Annotated in this window: 19 protein-coding genes and 1 tRNA gene; 10 read left to right on the top strand and 10 right to left on the bottom strand. The window is 32.4% G+C overall.

Features of this window, described 5'->3' with window-relative positions; all coding sequences use genetic code 11:
• Positions 1-287: 287 nt before the first annotated feature.
• On the bottom strand, positions 288-1,841 hold the full coding sequence (locus OLM54_RS17880; RefSeq protein ID WP_264535918.1) for a vitamin K epoxide reductase family protein: 1,554 nt from the start codon (positions 1,839-1,841) through the stop codon (positions 288-290).
• A gap of 260 nt (positions 1,842-2,101) precedes the next feature.
• Here OLM54_RS17880 and OLM54_RS17875 point away from each other — a divergent pair, with 260 nt between their 5' ends.
• Both OLM54_RS17875 and OLM54_RS17870 read left to right on the top strand, forming a co-directional pair.
• Positions 2,102-2,242, top strand: a complete 141-nt coding sequence (locus tag OLM54_RS17875; RefSeq protein ID WP_264535917.1) for an rSAM-modified peptide — start codon at positions 2,102-2,104, stop codon at positions 2,240-2,242.
• 61 nt (positions 2,243-2,303) lie between these two features.
• The gene (locus OLM54_RS17870) at positions 2,304-2,486 is read left to right on the top strand and encodes an rSAM-modified peptide (protein WP_264535916.1); all 183 of its coding nucleotides are present in this window, start codon (positions 2,304-2,306) and stop codon (positions 2,484-2,486) included.
• Between the two features lie 15 nt (positions 2,487-2,501).
• Here OLM54_RS17870 and OLM54_RS17865 read toward each other — a convergent pair whose 3' ends face one another.
• Positions 2,502-4,253 carry a helix-turn-helix domain-containing protein gene (locus OLM54_RS17865; protein ID WP_264535915.1) on the bottom strand — a complete coding sequence of 584 codons (1,752 nt, stop codon included), beginning with the start codon at positions 4,251-4,253 and terminating at the stop codon, positions 2,502-2,504.
• Positions 4,254-4,419: 166 nt separating this feature from the next.
• Here OLM54_RS17865 and OLM54_RS17860 point away from each other — a divergent pair, with 166 nt between their 5' ends.
• The 5 genes from OLM54_RS17860 (at position 4,420) to OLM54_RS17840 (ending at position 9,137) form a co-directional block, all read left to right on the top strand.
• Positions 4,420-5,598: an acyl-CoA dehydrogenase family protein gene (locus tag OLM54_RS17860; protein ID WP_115844164.1), complete on the top strand. Its 1,179-nt coding sequence runs from the start codon at positions 4,420-4,422 to the stop codon at positions 5,596-5,598.
• A gap of 86 nt (positions 5,599-5,684) precedes the next feature.
• Positions 5,685-6,467, top strand: a complete 783-nt coding sequence (locus tag OLM54_RS17855; protein ID WP_264535914.1) for a DUF3050 domain-containing protein — start codon at positions 5,685-5,687, stop codon at positions 6,465-6,467.
• A gap of 63 nt (positions 6,468-6,530) precedes the next feature.
• Complete coding sequence (locus OLM54_RS17850) at positions 6,531-7,268, top strand: SGNH/GDSL hydrolase family protein (RefSeq protein WP_264535913.1); 738 nt, start codon at positions 6,531-6,533, stop codon at positions 7,266-7,268.
• 14 nt (positions 7,269-7,282) lie between these two features.
• A complete protein-coding gene (locus OLM54_RS17845) occupies positions 7,283-8,107 on the top strand; it encodes a helix-turn-helix domain-containing protein (RefSeq protein ID WP_264535912.1) in 825 nt (274 codons plus the stop codon).
• 70 nt (positions 8,108-8,177) lie between these two features.
• Positions 8,178-9,137: a nitrilase family protein gene (locus OLM54_RS17840; RefSeq protein ID WP_264535911.1), complete on the top strand. Its 960-nt coding sequence runs from the start codon at positions 8,178-8,180 to the stop codon at positions 9,135-9,137.
• Between the two features lie 59 nt (positions 9,138-9,196).
• On the opposite strand, the gene OLM54_RS17835 is transcribed toward OLM54_RS17840, so the two are convergent.
• Both OLM54_RS17835 and OLM54_RS17830 read right to left on the bottom strand, forming a co-directional pair.
• A tRNA-Ser gene (locus tag OLM54_RS17835) sits at positions 9,197-9,283 on the bottom strand.
• Positions 9,284-9,355: 72 nt separating this feature from the next.
• Positions 9,356-10,231: a LysR substrate-binding domain-containing protein gene (locus tag OLM54_RS17830; RefSeq protein WP_264535910.1), complete on the bottom strand. Its 876-nt coding sequence runs from the start codon at positions 10,229-10,231 to the stop codon at positions 9,356-9,358.
• Positions 10,232-10,321: 90 nt separating this feature from the next.
• Between OLM54_RS17830 and OLM54_RS17825 the strand changes: the two genes are divergently transcribed.
• A complete protein-coding gene (locus OLM54_RS17825; RefSeq protein WP_264535909.1) occupies positions 10,322-11,557 on the top strand; it encodes an MFS transporter in 1,236 nt (411 codons plus the stop codon).
• 171 nt (positions 11,558-11,728) lie between these two features.
• On the opposite strand, the gene OLM54_RS17820 is transcribed toward OLM54_RS17825, so the two are convergent.
• From OLM54_RS17820 to OLM54_RS17805, 4 genes are all read right to left on the bottom strand, one after another.
• The gene (locus tag OLM54_RS17820) at positions 11,729-12,760 is read right to left on the bottom strand and encodes an asparaginase (RefSeq protein WP_264535908.1); all 1,032 of its coding nucleotides are present in this window, start codon (positions 12,758-12,760) and stop codon (positions 11,729-11,731) included.
• The gene (locus OLM54_RS17815) at positions 12,750-13,886 is read right to left on the bottom strand and encodes a 1-acyl-sn-glycerol-3-phosphate acyltransferase (RefSeq protein WP_264535907.1); all 1,137 of its coding nucleotides are present in this window, start codon (positions 13,884-13,886) and stop codon (positions 12,750-12,752) included. The genes OLM54_RS17820 and OLM54_RS17815 overlap by 11 nt, the downstream gene beginning before the upstream one ends.
• 64 nt (positions 13,887-13,950) lie before the next feature.
• On the bottom strand, positions 13,951-14,730 hold the full coding sequence (locus OLM54_RS17810; RefSeq protein ID WP_264535906.1) for a TatD family hydrolase: 780 nt from the start codon (positions 14,728-14,730) through the stop codon (positions 13,951-13,953).
• Between the two features lie 224 nt (positions 14,731-14,954).
• Positions 14,955-16,607: a S41 family peptidase gene (locus OLM54_RS17805; protein ID WP_264535905.1), complete on the bottom strand. Its 1,653-nt coding sequence runs from the start codon at positions 16,605-16,607 to the stop codon at positions 14,955-14,957.
• Between the two features lie 565 nt (positions 16,608-17,172).
• Here OLM54_RS17805 and OLM54_RS17800 point away from each other — a divergent pair.
• Positions 17,173-17,328, top strand: coding sequence for a hypothetical protein (locus OLM54_RS17800; RefSeq protein WP_319802289.1), 156 nt, complete (start codon positions 17,173-17,175; stop codon positions 17,326-17,328).
• 36 nt (positions 17,329-17,364) lie between these two features.
• Here the strand turns inward: OLM54_RS17800 and OLM54_RS17795 are convergent, their stop codons facing one another.
• Both OLM54_RS17795 and OLM54_RS17790 read right to left on the bottom strand, forming a co-directional pair.
• Positions 17,365-18,090, bottom strand: coding sequence for a tetratricopeptide repeat protein (locus OLM54_RS17795; RefSeq protein ID WP_264535904.1), 726 nt, complete (start codon positions 18,088-18,090; stop codon positions 17,365-17,367).
• A 2-nt stretch (positions 18,091-18,092) separates the two neighbouring features.
• Positions 18,093-18,677 (bottom strand): RNA polymerase sigma factor, encoded by a 585-nt coding sequence (locus tag OLM54_RS17790; RefSeq protein WP_264535903.1) that lies wholly within the window; start codon positions 18,675-18,677, stop codon positions 18,093-18,095.
• 131 nt (positions 18,678-18,808) lie between these two features.
• Between OLM54_RS17790 and OLM54_RS17785 the strand changes: the two genes are divergently transcribed.
• Positions 18,809-19,108 carry a hypothetical protein gene (locus tag OLM54_RS17785; protein ID WP_264535902.1) on the top strand — a complete coding sequence of 100 codons (300 nt, stop codon included), beginning with the start codon at positions 18,809-18,811 and terminating at the stop codon, positions 19,106-19,108.
• Positions 19,109-19,129 lie beyond the last annotated feature (21 nt).

Here is a 19,129-nt window from a genome sequence, read left to right as displayed (position 1 = left end):
TATTATTCTATTCCAGGTCCTGGAGGAAAGGGAAAAGGATAGTTGCAATTTCCAGTGCTGCCTTCTGATATTCCAGGAAGCGACCCGCCTGGACATAATGCATAACAATATGCATCGACTTTTCTGGTTCCGTTCATGCAAAAACATGAACAATTAGCCGGCTGAACTGGTAATCCTCCAAAAATGTTCTTTTGTTCGTTTTTACTTAACTTTAGAACTCCTTCCAGATTTATAATATTTTTTAACATAATAATGGTTTTATAGTTACTTGTTTTTTGTTTTCAATTTTAAGCTATCTTTTCTAAAACTTCTACTTCTTCAACAAAATCATTCAAGAAGTATCTTAATTCATGCAGCTCATATTCGTTTGGAAATAATTTTTCATTTACAATTTTAACCGGTGTATAATTAAAATTGTTTTTAGAACACCACTCGTATTGTTTTTGTATTTCCTGATTGATCATCATGCTAACTGGTTCAGTATGCCATTTTTTCAACCATTTTTTAAGACCTATTTTTTTAATATGCCAGTCTGAAATCGCTTCTACAATTTTTCCCGGTGTAGCTCTGTTTATGCTTAAAAGTCTTTCGACAACAATTTTATATGGATTCTCAACATTTTCCGGATTAACATTAAATAATATGTTCAGAAAAATTTTGTCCGGAAATCTCAAAACCAAGTCAAATGCTTCCTGAAATGTTTTATGACAATGTCCACAACTCGGACTCAAAACTATCGATAACTTAATTGCAGCATTTCTATTTCCAAAATGTAAACCTCTTAAATCTTCAAGTCCTTCATTATGAGGGATTTTTTTTGATAAGAAATTCAAAAGTGAATAATTTCTTTTAAATTTTTTAAGTTCCTTTACATTAGTATCACTATTCAATATATTTTTTACAACCGGTTTTATTACCAACCAAGTAGAAGTTAAAAGAACCAATGAAAATAAAAATGGCAATATCGTTGGTAAGCTAAAACTTAGTGTAAACAAATCTGATGCAAACCAAACAATACTTTGTGTAAAAATCAGAAATGAAACTGCCAGACACATTACACACCATTTTTGAATTTCAAATTTTTGTATCCAAATTGATGTCACTATAATAGGAATAGCCAATAAACTTAAAAATCCTATAAAAATTGCGGAATCTAAAGGTCTCAACAAAATAGCAAGGAAAGATGATCCAAAGAAAACCAAAGGCAAATCTGAAAAATTAATCCATCTTTTAGTATTGCTATCAAAATTAACAACCGAACTACAAGAAGTATTTGCAGTTAAATTGCAAAACTTCGAAATAATATTGGTTTTAAAACCTAATTTTTCCTGAACAATAAATACACTAATAATTAATCCTAATATTGATGTAATCAAAAACACAAGACTAAATGCATTATAACTATTATAGAAAAATGAAAATCCGGCTAAAACAAATAAGGGCAAATAATATTTTACGTCTTTATACTCATTTTTAAAATTTTCTCTTCCAACTACATTATTTGGTTCAATTGCAACAATTACCCCATTCCAGTCTAAAAGAAAATTATCATACGATATTTTTTGAATTCCTTTTTTAATAGTATCTATTCGAACAAAATCTTTTGCTCTTTCTACCAAAGTAAGTTCATCTTTAAAATAAGCAAGGAAATTAGATGGTAAATTTTCAATTTGTTCTTTCGAAACTCTTACAGCGGCATTCTCCACAGACAACAAATCTAATGAGTCTGTTATTGCAAATAAACTTGGATAATTTGGATGAGAAAGAAACAGATCCTTAAACTCATTTTTTACCTCCGAGTATTTATTAATTTGAAGAAATTTCTGTACTAATTTTAACATGTTTTTTTGCCTTTTAAATCGTAATGACAATGCAAATATTGATGTTTTTATTGGAAAAAAATCATCAAAGGCACACATTTTATTAATTATACTACATACAATTTATAAATTATATCAGTCTGAATAAATCGTTCAATGCCTTGTATATCAAATAATTATGCTAAATTTATGTTGCTAAAATTCTCCAAAAGCTCATTTTCGATTAAGCGTTTTGCTTTTTGTCTAGTTTTGAAATATCAATAACCATAACACGTAAAAACATGACAAGTACGACATTAAAATTAGAAGATTTTGCAGGAGAAAAATTGACAAAAAAACAACAAAAAACAGTTCGTGGAGGAGATGAACCACAAGGTCCTGGTGATCCAATTAAAGGAGTTGTAACTGGTGGAACTCCATGAAAAATTACAAGAAATAAATCTAAATGATTAAATAAATATAAAATATACAAAACATAAAATAATGGCAAACAAAAAATTAAAATTCGAAGATTTTGAGCTGGAAAAAATATCTAATGGTCAGAAAAAAGCAATCAAAGGAGGCGATGGAGAAGTGACAACCATAGATCCAAATCAAGTAGGAGATAATGGAGAAGTGACAACCGTAGATCCAAATCAAGTAAAAGATATTCGTGGAAATACTTAAATCTTTAAACTAAGATCAAATATTACTCGCAAACTGAGCTGGAGATACTCCAGTTCTTTTGCGAAATGATTTAGCAAAAGATACCGCGTTTTTAAACCCTACACTTTCTGCAATAGCCTGAGTAGAATATTTACGATACATGTGATTGGTAATCATTTCATTGATAACATAATTAATTTTAAGCTCGTTTGAATATTCTCCAAACGATTTTCCAAATCGTTTATTTACAACATAAGATAAATAAGTTGTATTGGTTTTTATTTTTTTGGCAACATATTGCAATGTAAAATCAGCATTTAAGTATTCCAACTTATTTTCTAAAGCCAGTAATTTTTCAACAATTTTATTCTCTTTAGCTTCATCAATACTTAAATTGACATTTTCTTTTTTAAGCTGAATTTCTTCTTCCGGTTCAAGTTCAAGTACAAGAATTTCAGGCTGAGGCTCATTTTTCTTTTCTAAATTTGCTTTAAACTCCTCAATTAAAGCATTCATTTTTTTATGCGCTTTATTTTTGTCTCTTATATTTTTTATCAGTAAAAATATGATTCCAATTACCAATAAAACATAAAATACTTTTAATGCCTTGTTTAATAATACTTCGTTTTCAAACTTTTTCTGAATGGTAATCATTTCATCACTTAAATCTCCTGTTCCAAGCTTATAATTAACCTCTAATGCCTCGTTGCTTAATTTAGCTTCTGATTTTTCATAATTATCCAAATAAATTTTAGAGTATTTATAAGCTAATTCCGGGTCTTTCTTTATATTGTAAATTTTGGCCAAATAGTAATTTGACTTTAAAAAACTTTCATCTTTACTTTTATCGACTTGAGAAATGGAATCTACTCTTTTTAAAAAAACAAGTGCCTTATCATATTTTTTTGTTTCGTAATATAAATTACCTAAATTATAATTGGCAACCATAAATGCCTTTTTGATATTATTTTGTTTAGCAATAAATATAATATCATAATACGTTTTTTCAGCATTTTTAATGTCCTTTTTCAAGTAATAAACATTACCCAAACTGGTTTTAGCACCTATTTTATTGACCGGAATATTTTGTGAGTATGAAAGTGTTTTTTTATAAAAATAGGCTGCAGAATCCAGCAAATATTTTTTGTCTTGATTTTTCATATAACTGCTCTCATATGAACTGCCTAAAGTAATGTTATTATTACTTTTTATTGTATTAAACTGTTCCTTGGTATAAAGGTTTTCGTTTTGATCTACTACGGCATCAAGTTGTCGTAAATTTTTAATTGCCAATTGATAATTGCCCACTGCTTCGTTAACAAATGCAATGTTTCCCTTAAATTTTACAATCTGAATAATATCATCTATTTGCAAAGAAAGCTTCATTCCCTGCTGATAATTTTCAAGTGCTTTACTGTAATTACCTCTTTTATATTCTATTAAACCTCCGTAATTATATAGATATGATTTAAGACGTATTTTATCTGTTGATTCAGGCATTTTGTCCAGATAATTAAATGCCAAAAGATATTTTTCTTTAGATTTTGAGACGTTATCTTTTAATTGATATAAATATGAAAGTGCAACATTGGCAAAAGCCATATGTTTATTATTATTTGACTTCTCCATTATATGTGCATACATAAAAGAGCTGTCTACATTTTTGTTTGTATATAGCCGAATTTTATCCTGCAAGACTAAGTATTCCTGTTCTGTTAATTCTTTCTTTTGCTGAGCAAAAGTAATATTGAGAACAAGAAAAAGTAAAAAAGAGATGATCAGCCTCATTTATTATGTTTTTGGAATTCAAAAATAGTGCTTAAATTTTCAAATAACTACATTTAATTTGCCAAATTCCTATTAATTTTATTTTAGCTGTAAAAAAATATAACAAAACAAATGCATTTTGTTATATTTTTATTGCGTAAATTTGTTTTTGTAAAATTACCAAAAAATGAAACCAGACTTATTTCAAGCTCCAGATTATTACAACCTTGACGATTTATTGACAGACGAACATAAATTAGTTCGCGAATCTGCTCGTGCGTGGGTTAAACGAGAAGTTTCTCCTATTATTGAAGAATATGCTCAAAAAGCAGAATTTCCTAAACAAATTATAAAAGGACTTGGCGAAATTGGCGGTTTCGGCCCTTATATTCCAGTAGAATATGGCGGTGCCGGTTTAGATCAAATTTCATACGGTTTAATTATGCAGGAAATTGAACGCGGGGATTCTGGCGTAAGATCGACTTCATCTGTACAATCTTCTTTAGTTATGTATCCAATTTGGAAATATGGAAACGAAGAACAGCGAATGAAATATTTACCAAAACTGGCAACCGGTGAATTTATGGGCTGCTTTGGTTTAACAGAACCGGATCATGGCTCAGATCCAGGAAGTATGATTACCAATTTTAAAGATATGGGAGATCATTACCTTTTAAATGGTGCCAAAATGTGGATTTCGAATGCGCCATTTGCAGATATTGCTGTAGTTTGGGCAAAAAATGAAGAAGGAAGAATTCACGGTTTAATTGTAGAACGCGGAATGGAAGGTTTTACAACTCCTGAAACTCATAATAAATGGTCGCTTCGTGCATCATCAACCGGCGAATTAATTTTTGATAACGTAAAAGTTCCAAAAGAAAATCTTTTACCAAATAAATCAGGATTGGGAGCACCGCTTGGCTGCTTAGATTCTGCCAGATACGGAATTGCCTGGGGAGCAATTGGAGCAGCAATGGATTGTTACGATACAGCTTTACGTTATGCTAAAGAAAGAATTCAGTTTGGAAAACCAATTGGAGGAACGCAGCTACAACAGAAAAAACTTGCAGAAATGATTACCGAAATCACAAAAGCGCAATTATTAACCTGGCGTTTAGGCGTTTTAAGAAACGAAGGAAAAGCAACCACTTCTCAAATCTCAATGGCAAAACGTAATAATGTCGATATGGCAATTCATATTGCACGTGAAGCCAGACAAATGTTGGGCGGAATGGGGATTACAGGCGAATATTCGATCATGCGCCATATGATGAACCTGGAAAGTGTGATTACTTATGAAGGAACTCACGACATTCATTTATTGATTACAGGAATGGATGTAACTGGAATTTCGGCATTTAAATAGTATAAAATTATTAAAATATATACAAAAACAATGCGAAAAGCTTCTTCTTACGAAGAAGCTTTTTATCTTTGCAAAAAATTCCACAAATGAATATTGAAACTATACACAATAGCATTCAACCTCAAAAAGATCAATTATTACAACATTCTTTATACAATAAGATTCAAAGCATTGACGATTTGCATAGTTTTCTTGAAACTCACGTTTTTGCCGTTTGGGATTTTATGTCACTATTGAAAGCCCTGCAAACCAAACTTACCTGTACAACAACGCCTTGGTTTGCTACAAAAAACCCTGAAACCAGATATTTAATTAACGAAATTGTTCTTGCCGAAGAAACTGATTTATCAATCGACGGAAGAAGACAAAGTCATTACGAAATGTATCTTGAAGCAATGGTAGATTGCGGTGCTGATACAAACGGAATCAATAATTTTTTATCTGAAGTACATTCGCTGCATAATATTTTTGTTGCCATTAAACAAAGTCCATTGCATGCTGATGTAAAGGCTTTTCTGGATTTTACTTTTAGAGTTATCGAACAAGGAAAACCGCATGAAATTGCTGCTGCTTTTACCTTTGGAAGAGAAGATTTAATTCCGAGTATGTTTACCGAAATCCTGAAAAACTTTCAAAAAAATCTTCCTGAAACTGATTTAAGCAAATTGCTTTACTATTTTGAAAGACATATTGAACTTGATGCTGATGAACACGGACCAATGGCGATGCGAATGATTTCTGACTTATGTGAAGAAGACGCTCAAAAATGGAAAGAAGTTGAAGAAGTTTCGATTCTTGCTCTCGAAAAACGAATAGGCCTTTGGAATGCTATTGAAGAACAGATTCTGTTGAAAACAGAAATGGCATAAAACCAAAACAACATATTTAACGTAACTATTTGTTTAGAATGAATCCTCTAATTTATACAAATTATGAAGCCACAATTCAAGCAAATAGTTACCGTTATAATTTCAATTTTTCTTTTAAGCTGCAGTTCTGATGAAACAACATCAGATAATTCTGCGCCTTCTCAACCTCCAACATCAATAACTATTGCGCCTAAAATCAAATATTTAGCATTGGGCGATAGTTACACCATTGGTCAAAGCGTTTGCGAAACCTGTCGTTTTCCGGAACAGCTTAGTTCGAGTTTAAGAGCAATTTATCCGCAAACAAGCTTTTCATTAAAGATAATTGCAAAAACAGGATGGACAACTACCAATTTGATTTCGGCAATAAATGACGAAAATCCAAGCTCAGATTATGATTTGGTTACTTTATTAATTGGAGTAAATAATCAATATCAAGGCAGAAGTTTTTCTATTTATGAACAAGAATTTCCTGAGTTAGTTACTAAGGCAATTGCTTTGGCAAAAGGCGATAAAAAAAATGTAATTGTACTTTCAATTCCTGATTATGCTTTTACTCCTTTTGGAACTATATTTGGCGGAACAACAAAAATTTCGACTGAAATTGCACAATACAATGCTTTTGCCGAAAATTATTGCAAAACAAACGGCGTAGTTTTCGTTTCTATAACAGACATCACAAAAAGAGGCATACAATCTCCGTCTTTAGTTGCAGGCGATGGTTTACATCCTTCAAACGAAGCTTATGGTTTATTTGTCGAACGTATTTTACCTCAGGTAAAAGTGGCTTTACAGGATTAATCAACCATTAAATCATGCAAGTTTCACCTTCAAAAGAATTATCGCCTTATATCAAACATTATCTGTTTCTGGATAATAAGGAAACAGCTATTCAAAAACTTCGCTTGTTTTCTGATGGTAATACCGGTATTGTATTTTCTTTAAAAAGTAAACTTATTGCTGAAATTAATAACAATAAAGCAAAAAATTATCTTCCCAATTCCTTTTTATACGGGCAGCTTGATAGTTTTAGAGATATTTATTATGAAAGTGAAATTTCTTTAATAATTGTCGTTTTTCATCCGAATGGAATATATCAGTTATTAGGAATTCCTGCTAATGAATTTAAGGATTCTATCATTCCTATTGATGCTATATTTGGTCAAAATGGTTTGGCATTTGAAGAAAAATTGTCCGAACAAAATAATGAGGGGAAGATGGAGCTTTTAAACCATTTCTTCAGGAATTTAATTGCTGAAAAAACGCCATCAAACCAATTGATTATCAACAGTTCGATAGATTTCATAATGTCAAATAAAGGACATTTTTCTGTCGCACAATTGGTTAAATATACCGGTTATACCGAAAGGCATCTTGAAAGAAAATTTAAAGAATCTATTGGGTTAAACCCGAAAAAATTTGCCAACGTTGTAAGGCTACATCATTTTCTAAAACTATTAAAAGACAAAGATGTTGATACCAATTTAACCACGATTTGTTACGATGCCGGATTTTCAGATCAATCACATCTTATAAAAGAATTTAGAAAACATACGGGAATTTCTCCAAAAGAATATTTGTACAATACCGGAAAACTAACTAATAATCTTCTAAAAACACTTATTCCGGCAACAACTTAAAATGTCGGTTTTATACAATTTATAGAATTTCATGACAACTATTTTTGACTCTAAATTAATAGTCTGAAACATGAAAAATCTAAAAATAGCTACCGCTCAGTTTGAAAATAAAAGCGGCGATAAAAACTATAATTTATCTGTAATTGAAAAACTCTCTGTAAAAGCGGCCAGTGAAGGCTGCGACGTGATTTCGTTTCATGAATGTTCTATCACCGGATATACTTTTGCAAGGCATTTATCGAAAGAGCAAATGCTGGATTTTGCAGAAATTATTCCAAGCGGAGAAAGTATTTTAAAACTTATAGCTATTGCCAAAAAGAATGATATTGTAATTCTTGCAGGACTTTTTGAAAAGGATGAAAATGACAATCTTTTCAAAGCTTATGTTTGTGTTGACAAAAATGGATTGGTTGCAAAATATAGAAAACTTCATCCGTTTATAAATCCATATTTAACGCCCGGAGATCAATATTGTATTTTTGAAATTGAGGGATGGAAATGCGGAATTCTTATTTGTTACGACAACAACATTATCGAAAATGTTCGCGCAACAAAACTTCTGGGCGCTGATATTATTTTTATGCCGCACGTTACAATGTGTACGCCTTCGACCCGTCCCGGCGCTGGTTTTGTTGCACCTCAACTTTGGGAAAACCGCGAAGCCGACCCAACTTCTTTACGATTAGAATTTGACGGAATGAAAGGAAGAGACTGGTTAATGAAGTGGCTTCCGGCGAGAGCTTACGATAATGCTATTTATGCCGTTTTTTCAAACCCGATTGGTATGGATGATGACCAATTAAAAAATGGCTGCTCGATGATTATTGATCCGTTTGGAGATATACTTGCCGAATGCCGAACTTTTGATAACTCTTTTGCAACAGCAATAATTACTGCCCAAAAATGTATTCAGGCTGGAGGAAATCGTTACATAAAAGCAAGAAGACCAGAATTATATCGCGATATTATTGGGCAAAATCACGAACCGGAACAAAATGTGGTTTGGTTAAATACTGATGAAAAAAGTTAAAACTAATACAAACGGAAAACCCTTGTGAAACATATTCACAAGGGTTTTTAATTTTTTTGCAGAGAGGATGGGATTCGAACCCACGATACAGTTACCCATATACTAGCTTTCCAGGCTAGCTCCTTCAACCACTCGGACACCTCTCTATTTCGGTTTGCAAAGAACACAAAAAAAACTGAGTTACAAAAACAAAATGAACATTAGTTTAGAAGACTTTTTTACATGCTTTTTCTAAATTCTTCCATAAACAGCTTTACTGCTTTTTTTTGATACGCACCATCTATCGTTAACATAAATGAATCTCTTTGGGTAACAACTCCTGTAATGTTGATCGCTTTTATATTATTCCAGCCTTGTAAAGCCTTCTCTGTTACAATTGTAGCCCAATAATCGCTGTCGCCAACTAATCGCAATAAAGCATGAACCGCGTTTAATTCAATTGAAACTTTTGGTTTCATGTTATTTTTCAAAAACAATTCATCCAGAAACTCTCTTGAATTAAATCCTTTTACGGGTAAAATAAGTGGAAGACTTTCTATTTTTTTAAAAGAAATTTTATCCAAAGCTGCCAACGGATGCTCTTTTGAAACCGCCAAAACCAGCTTTGACCTAAACAATGGTACTTTTTGAAAAGGAAGTTCAATTTCGTTAGAAGAAATCACCAAAACCAAATCTAATTCATTGTTTAATAGTTTTTGTTCCAAAGGTTCAGTCGTGCCATATTCTACGACAATTTTTAAATTTGGATACGTTTTGGCAAACAAATTCACAACCGGTAAAACCAAAAGTCCAAAAATATAGGTTACGCCAATTCGCAATTCGCCGCCAATCATTTGGTTTAAATCGTCGATTGCCTGTTTACCGCTTTGAACATTTTCTATAATTTGCTTGGCATGAATCAGGAAAACAGAACCTGCTTCTGTAAGCTGTACTTTCTTTCCAATTCGCACAAACAAAGGCATTCCCAGTTCTTCTTCCAGTTTTTTTATTTGCTGAGATAAACCGGATTGCGTCACAAAACACAATTCTGCAGCTTTTGTAAAATGAAGAACTTCAGCTGTTTTAATAAAATATTCTAATTGATAAATCTCCATATCGATAAGTTTAACTACTTATTATCAGTAAAATTATTAATTTTTCTAATGAAATCATAATCCCGAACTTTGTAAAAAATAATAAGGATCATGTTTAAAGCGCTAAAATCAAAAAACTTCAAGTTATTCTTTTACGGACAATCTGTTTCGGTAATTGGAACGTGGCTTCAAAAAACGGCTGTAAGCTGGATGGTTTACAGTGTTACCGGATCTGTTTTTTTATTAGGGTTAGCCACTTTTTTAAGTATGATTCCGTCTTTGTTTCTAGCCCCTTTGGCCGGAAGCATCATTGGGCGTTACGACAGGCACAAAGCCATGATTTTATTACAGTCTCTGGCAATGCTTCAGGCTGGAGCATTGGCTTTGCTTATCTATTTAAAAATTTACAATATCAATTTTATTCTGGCTTTAAGTCTTTTTCAGGGAATTATAAACTCGTTTGATATGACATGCCGACAAACGATGATGATTGATATTGTCGATGATAAAGAAGATTTATCAAATGCAGTTGCCTTAAACTCAACTCTGAATAATTTTGCTCGAATTGCGGGTCCTGCTTTAGCCGGAATTATTTTGAATCAATATGGCGAAGACATTTGTTTTATTGGAAATTTCCTGAGTTATATTCCGGTTTTGGTTTCTTTATTAATGATGAAAATAACGCCACATATTAAAGCAACCGATAAATTTAAAATGCTGGAAGATTTTATTGAAGGTTTAGATTATGTTAAAAAAGAAACCGAAATGGCAAAAATGCTTTTAATGTTAATGTGCAGCAGTTTGTTTGTGATTTCTTTTAACACTTTGATGCCGGTTTTTGCAAAAGATATTTTTAGCGGAAACGCGCAAACTTTCAGTTGGTTTGAAAGCGCAGCGGGTATTGGTTCTATTTTATCAGCTATTTATCTGGCGAATCTTAAAAAATCTGATAATATGAACAAAATAATGATCGCTGCAAGCTTATTATTAGGCTTTAGCATTATTATACTTGCGTACTCAAATAGTTTAACCGTGGCGCTTATTTGCATGGCGCTGAGCGGCGTAGGAATGATGGCGCAAACCTCATCGATAAATATTTACATTCAAACGCAAAGTGCAGTCAATATGCGTTCACGAAGTATTAGTTATTATTTAATGGCATATCAGGGAATGATTCCTGTGGGAAGTTTGATAATTGGATACGTTTCACATATAATCGGAACACGAAATACCGTTGCCATTCAGGGAATAATCTGTATTATTTCGGTAATTGTATATGTGTATTATAAAAACCGTAGTGCCGAAGAAGAAGATTTGGAAACTTGTCCGGTTCGTTACAAAAATTGATAAATTTTAATATTTTAATTTTCAAATCCAATCTTGGAAAGGGAAGTTTTTTGTCATTTCGACGGAGGAGAAATCACACAAGAAATTCCGTTCCTAAAAGCAACCAATCTTTGTCGAATTACGTGTGTGATTTCTCCTTACGTCGAAATGACAAAACTGTGATGAAAAGCTTTAAAGCGAAATTTCTCCGCGTAAAGCAGTTTCAAAAATATCTTTAAAATCTTCTTTTGCAATATTATGACCCAGCAAATACATTAATTTTGTAATTGCGGCTTCTGTAGTGATATCTTTTCCGGAAATAACGCCAAGAGATTTTAGTTTTGTACTCGTTTCATATTGTCCCATATTCACACTTCCTCCTGAACATTGTGTAACATTTACGATATGAAGTCCGGACTGAATGGCTTTTTGAATTAAGTTTAAAAACCAATCTTCGGTTGGGGCATTTCCTGAGCCGTAGGTTTCCAGAACAATTCCTTTTAAATCCTTAATTTCCAGAATCGAAGACAAAACAATTTCGCTCATTCCGGGAAACATTTTTATAATTGCAACATGATTGTCTAATTTTTTATGGACAATTAATTTTGCATTTTTCTTTACAGGAAGAAATAAATGTGAGTTTAATTTAAGATGAACTCCTGATTCTACCAATTCAGGATAATTTGGTGCTGTAAAAGCTTTAAAGTGTTCTGCATTTACTTTTGAAGTTCGATTTCCACGGTACAATTTATACTCAAAATACAAACAAACTTCTTTAATAACAGGCGCTCCGTTTTCTTGTAGAGAAGCAATTTGAATCGCCGTTATCAGGTTTTCTTTAGCATCGGTACGAAGATCACCAATTGGCAATTGCGAACCTGTAAATATCACTGGTTTTGCTAAATTCTCTAACATAAAACTCAATGCAGATGCTGAATACGACATAGTATCTGAACCATGCAATACCACAAAACCGTCATAAGCAAGGTAATTTTTTTCGATAATTTCAGCAATTTTTGTCCACATTTCAGGATTCATGTTGGATGAATCTATTGGATTTTCGAATGAAACCGTTTCGATTTCGCAATCTAATTGTTTGATTTCAGGAATATTCTGCAATAGTTTTCCAAAGTTGAACGCTTTGAGAGCGCCCGTCGCAAAATCTTTGCTCATACCGATAGTTCCTCCGGTATAAACTAAAAGTATTTTAGCTTTAGATGACATCCTGATATTTTAATTTATTGACTACAGGATTTGCATACATTGATAAAAATCCTTGTCTTGTAACCGGATTATCACTTCCGATTCTCATTTCTAAACGACGCTCAAAAAGCGATTTTTCATTCTCTTTATACAAATGAGAGAATTTATCTGTTTCGTTTAAAATATCGTAAGCAATAAAATTAGTTGGCCACAATTGATAATTTCTCAAAATAGAATCATCAATAACTTGTGCCAATGCCTGAACTTGTTTGTTTGAATTGTCATTTTCGGCAACAATCTGATCAATTTCATTATCCAGAACATCGCCAACAGAAATATGTATTCTTTTTTTGGTTCCCATAATACCACTTAAAATGGTCATGAAATCCTCGTTTTTATCTTTAATATAAACTTCATTATTTGCTTCTGCCATTAATTGTGGCATTTTTAAAACATCTGTAGGATCGTATTCGTATGAAATAGAAACGGGAACGATTTTTAATTTCTTAAAATAATCCATCAAATTGGCTTCGTCAGAACCCATTCCGATCATTTTTAAAACGCCCGGATTTGTTTCGTCGTTTCCGTCTTTGGTACGCCCTTCTCTTTGAGCAATCCAAACCGAACGATTTTCACGAAGCAATAATTGTCCCATATATTCTGCCAGCAATTTAGAACTTTGCAGCATTTCTCTTGGCGTTAAACCTCTTAAAACCAAAAAGTTTCTGTTTAGTTTTGCCAAAGTGCTTAAAAATGCTTTTTTAACCAAATTATCGCCAATTGCAGATGCGGTCATTACCAAACCATGTTCGAAAAGGCAAACATTTAATAAGGTTGTATCTAAAAGAATATCTCTATGATTAGAAATAAATAAGTAAGAGGTGTTTTTTTCCAGTTTATCAAATCCCGAAGTTGTAAGTCCTTCAGAACTTTTTTCAAGAACCTTTTGTATTGTATTATAAATAAAGTTGCATTGAAAATCACGAATAGAATGTGTTTTTTTAAGCTGCTCTTTCCAAACCTCATCATCTACTTCCGGAAAGGTAAAGTTCATCATGGTTTTCATCATCGGATGATTAACAACATCATGAAGTGCTTCATTTATTTCAGAATCATAAAACGGTCGAATGGCATCAAATCTCTGCATTATAAATATTTATTAAAAGTGGGCAAAAGAACAAAAAAAAATTTAAACTATTGTTAGTTGTCTATTAAATACCAAAAACGTCTTTTGAGTTTTGGGTCGTAATTGCTGCAATTTCTTCTTCAGATATAGTATAAATATAAGATAATTTTGTCAAAACATGGACCAAATAACTGCTTTCATTTCTTTTTCCACGATACGGAATTGGTGCTAAATAAGGCGAATCGGTTTCGAGAACTATATGTTTTAAATCGATTTGATTTAAGAATTGGTCGATTTTTCCGTTTTTAAAAGTTACGACTCCGCCAATTCCAAGTTTCATATTGTATGAAATCGCTTGTAAAGCTTGTTCGTGAGTTCCGCTAAAACAATGAAAAATTCCAAATAAATCATCTGATTTTTCTTCTTCCAAAATTTCAAAAATCTCATCAAAAGCTTCTCTGCAATGAATTACGATTGGTAACTTATATTGTTTTGCTAATTGAATTTGTCTCCTAAAAGCAATTTGCTGTTCTTTTAAGTGCGTTTTATCCCAATACAAATCAATTCCGATTTCGCCAACAGCGTAGAATTTTCTTTTTGCCAATTCATTTTCAACATGTTGCAACTCCTCTTCGTAATTATCTTTCACGTAAGTGGGATGCAAACCCATCATTAAAAACACATAATCAGGATAATTTTGCTCTAAATCGTACATAGATTGCGTTGCAGCTGCATCGATTGCCGGAATAAAAAAACGCGTAACTCCTGCGTTTATGGCTCTTTGCATCATTTCGTCGCGATCCTGATCAAATTCTTCAGAATATAAATGAGTGTGCGTATCGGTAATAATTGGTGTTGAATTCAATTGTTTTAATTTTTAAAAAGTTCAAAATTACGACAATATTAAAGACTTTCCAATTGGATGGTTGGGACGCGGATTTTACGGATTCACTTCGTGAAAACGCAGATTTTTTGTCAGGCTGAGGAACGATAAGATTGCTAAACCCGACAGGTTTTAAAAACCTGTCGGGTTTGAATACGTATAAACTTTGGTTCTTCCTTCAATAGAGTTGCAAAATAATACCACGATTATTTACCGGTTTCAATAAACGCTAAAGCACGATCTAAAACCTCATCTTTTCCTTCCTGAATTCCTTTTATGGTTGGTTTAACTTCAATGTCTGGTACAATCCCAATTCTCTGGGTTTTGCGTCTGTCCGGATAATATACTCCCATTGCTGTAAATATGGTATGAAATCCTTTAAAATCAAATTCAAACGCGTTTCCATCTGCCCCTGCCGTTTGACTTCCTATTATTGTAGTGTTTCCTGCTGTTTGAAAACACATTGCAGTCCATTCTGACTGGCTTATAGAATCTTCATTTAGCAATACGATCACTTTTCCTTTATAATTATTTTTATTTTCAAATCCGCACTTCCTTCCTTCCGTCCATGCATATCGTCCGGGATAATTTAGATACGGCATGGTATAAACGCAAAACATTTTTTCGTGAGGATTTAAGAAATTCGAAATCTCTTTCCAGGTGCCTAGCGGATAATTTCTCATATCAAAAACAATCGCTTTTGTAGATTTTAAGGTTTCTATCATATCAGGAATATGCTTGTTCTTTATTTCGCCCATATTAACATAACCTATATTATTGTCCAGAAGTTTGAATTTATCCTTTTTTTTAATGGCTCCCTTTTTAAATTCATTTCTATGAGAGTCATGATAATCAAACCATTTCATGGCTTTTGTTTCGTACTTTCCGTCTTTTAAAAACTCAACTTCGACATTTTCAGAGTCGCTTTTTAAAAATGGCAAAGTCATTTTATCCAGATATTTAGGTTCGTTTGAGGCACAAATTACATCCCGATTCTCTACAGCAAATTCTTTTATTGTTTTGCCATTTATTTTAGTAATTACAGTTCCTGTTTTTATATTATCAGCTTCTGCCAGACTATCGCCTAAAATCTCTGTAACAACCAATTTTTCATCGATTATTTTACCTGTAGCCGGAAAATAATGAAATGAATTAGCTCCCTTTTTACTTAAAGATTCGTATAATATAAATTCAACATGACTGTCATTAAGTTTAGTAGCTGCTTTTCTTAATGCTATATAAAAATCTTTTTCGCTCTTTGCTTCAATAACTTCAGGCAGTATTTTATTTAAGGTTGTATCCCATTTTTGATCCATTACATATTTATACGGAAAATAATATTCTATCACATTCCAATAGGTAAACAACATTAAAAGTCTGGAACCTTTGTTATTATAATCAAGATCGAAATAGTTTTTCAAATTTTTAAAACCGTCAAAATCCGGTCCAAATTCTTCATTGCTCTGAAACCTGTTTTCTTCAATAAATTTTAATTTTTTCGAAAGCTTTTTCGAAAACAACTTATTATTAAACCAGCTTAAATCGAAGTTTTCATCAAATAATTCAACATCTTTTGGAATTACAATTGGCGCAATTTCTTTTATTGGACCAAGATTATCAATCCAATTTTCGATAATTAATGAAAATTCTGCCTTAGTTTCGGCTTTATCTATTTTAGGTAAAATATCGAGAAGTTGCTGGTCCCAATTTAATGCGCCACTGGCAGCTTTGGGATGATAATATTTTAAGAAACCCCAAACTTTGCAGGTTGCCGCAAGTTTTTCGGTTTCGGTAATTTTGGCTTGGCAAAAGGTAATTTGTGAAAAAACTAAGAGAAAAAAGACGGTAATTTTTTTCATTCAATAAAGGTTAAAATCGGTAAATTGTTTTTGGTTGTTTTGATAAAATAAAAATCGAATTTAGAATTAAAAATCCAAATTCGAATACGGTTTTACGTAAACTGTTTTTTGTAATTCACATTCTGTAAACCCGACAGGTTTTAAAAACCTGTCGGGTTTGAATACACATAATAAACTGACAACGGTTTAAACGCAAACAAAGTCATTGCGAGGAACGAAGCAACCACACTAACAATAAACAAACTTTGATGATAAACTGTATGAGATTGCTTCGTTCCTCGCAATGACATACAATAACTTTATTGATTGATGCTCAAAGCCCGCGTTTTTTGGTATCTTCGCAGTCCTAATAGTAAAGATTATGAACTCAGAAAAAATTCTTGCCCGTGTGGTATGGTGGCGGTATTGGAAACAACTGCAACGCTATCTTTACAGCGTAGGACACCTTAGCCACGCGGGTTTATATTCCCTAAAAGTATTGAATCATGAGTACAAACACCCTTTCAAAAGAAGCCGAAACGAGGCTAATTGATTTTTTTAACAAATCGATTGAGCCGGAAAAACAATGGCAAAAACAATCCGTAAACTAAATTATATTCTTGCTTTAAGCATCATGCGAGATTATCAAACCCTGCAAATTGACAAACAAAGCGTCGAAGATGGTTTTTATTGGCTCAATGAATTAGCCGAGATTTTAAATCCTTATCTGGATGTTGAATAAAATAGAAAAGCGACTTTATAAGTCGCTTTTTTTGTTTTATTCCAATTCCTTCAACAAAATCTGAACCTCAACATAATCCTCATAATCGTCAGGAATCGTAAGTAAGATTTCTTTGCAGGCTTTGTATTTTTTTTGTTTCAGTTTAATTAATGCCAAATTCCATGTTGCTTTATCTTTATAAACAGAAGTTCCTGATTTTAACTCGTTAAAAACAACTTCGGCTTTTTTAATTTCACTTTTTTGCAATAATGAAACGCCATAAAAATATTGAATTTCGGGTGTGTTTTTTTCTTTTAAAGAAGATTCAAAAAGCGCAATTGCCTTTGCATATTCTTTTAAATTAAAAGCTTTTTCTGCCTGTTTTAATTGTACGTCAACATTACCTCTTTCTGTAAAAGTTGCTTGTTCGGGATGATTAAAATCTTCAAAAGATGGTTTTTGACTGGCATTATAAAAGAACAATCCAATTAAAACAACTACTGATGCCGCAACACCATAATACCAAGGTCTTAGCGGTATTACTTTTGTTTTATGCTGATTGAAATGTTTATCTGACGCTTTCAATACATTTTCTTTAAAAGCTTCTCTTTCCTGTTCATATCCAAATTTAGTCTCTAATTGAAGATGGATCGTTTTAAAAGTCTCAAATTCTGACGCAAATTCATGATCTTCGGCTAATTGTTTTTCAAAAACACTTTTTTCTTCAGCAGTCATTTCATCCTGAAGATATTGATCGAATGCTATGTAACGTTCCTCGTTCATGACTAATTATTTTTTAGGGATTTAAAGTTGTTGTTTTCCTGAATCCATTGTGTTAACTGGCCAATGCATAATGATTTTTTCTTGCGAACATAACCGTATGTAACGTTTAGTTTCTCGGCGACTTCTTCCATCGATTTGATGGTAAAACTCAGCTTTAGCAATTCCTGGCACTTGTCTCCTAATTTTAGAAACATAGCATCAAAAAGCTGCTGTTTTTCATTAAACTGTTCTGTTTGTTCAACCAATTCCAGTCCGGCTTCATTTATAGATCCCACATCTTCCTGAATTGTTACCCCTTTATTTGATATTTTTTTCAATTCGTTGAGCCATTTTCTTTTGCATAACAAGAAAAAGTAGGCATCAAACGGGCAGGTTAATTCTAATGTTTTGGCTTTTGCCTGATTAAAAAGCAAAATCATGATTTCCTGAACCACATCTTGTGCATGATCCTGATCGCCGGAATTGTTCTTTATATAAAAGACCACTTTTGGAACAAACTTTTTATAAATCTCCTGAATGATCGCCGAGTTATTCGCCGCAAGTCCTTCAATATATTTTTGATCCGGATGAATTTTGATTTTGCTCATAAAAACAACTTTTAGATAGCTAATGTAAAAAGAATCTCAAAATAAATTCTCAATAATGGGGTAACAATTATAAAATCAAATTGATATAGCAAAACAAAACTCTTTTAAAAACCATTAAATATTAAAAGAAAATGGAAAGTTATCAATTTATAAACCAAAAGAATCTGGATCAGTTTCATAAAACACTTTCTGCAAAAATCAGAAACGGTTTTATCATTATCGAGCATAACGAAAAACTGCCTTATGCTGTTTTATCCAAAGAAAAAAAAGAAATCAATCATTCGTTACATCTTTTTTTAACGATTGCAACTTTGGGTATTTGGTCGATTATCTGGATCTGTTTAATTATTACGCTTTCGCAGAAAAAAGATATTCTGGTGGCACTTGACGAAGACGGAAATCTATTTGAAGAAAAGTGCTTTTCAAAATAAATTAAAAAAAATAAAAAACAG

The sequence above is a fragment of the Flavobacterium sp. N1736 genome, assembly GCF_025947065.1.
GTDB lineage: Bacteria > Bacteroidota > Bacteroidia > Flavobacteriales > Flavobacteriaceae > Flavobacterium.
The sequence above is the reverse complement of the archived record's forward strand: the minus strand, read 5'-3'. Positions and strand labels throughout refer to the sequence as shown.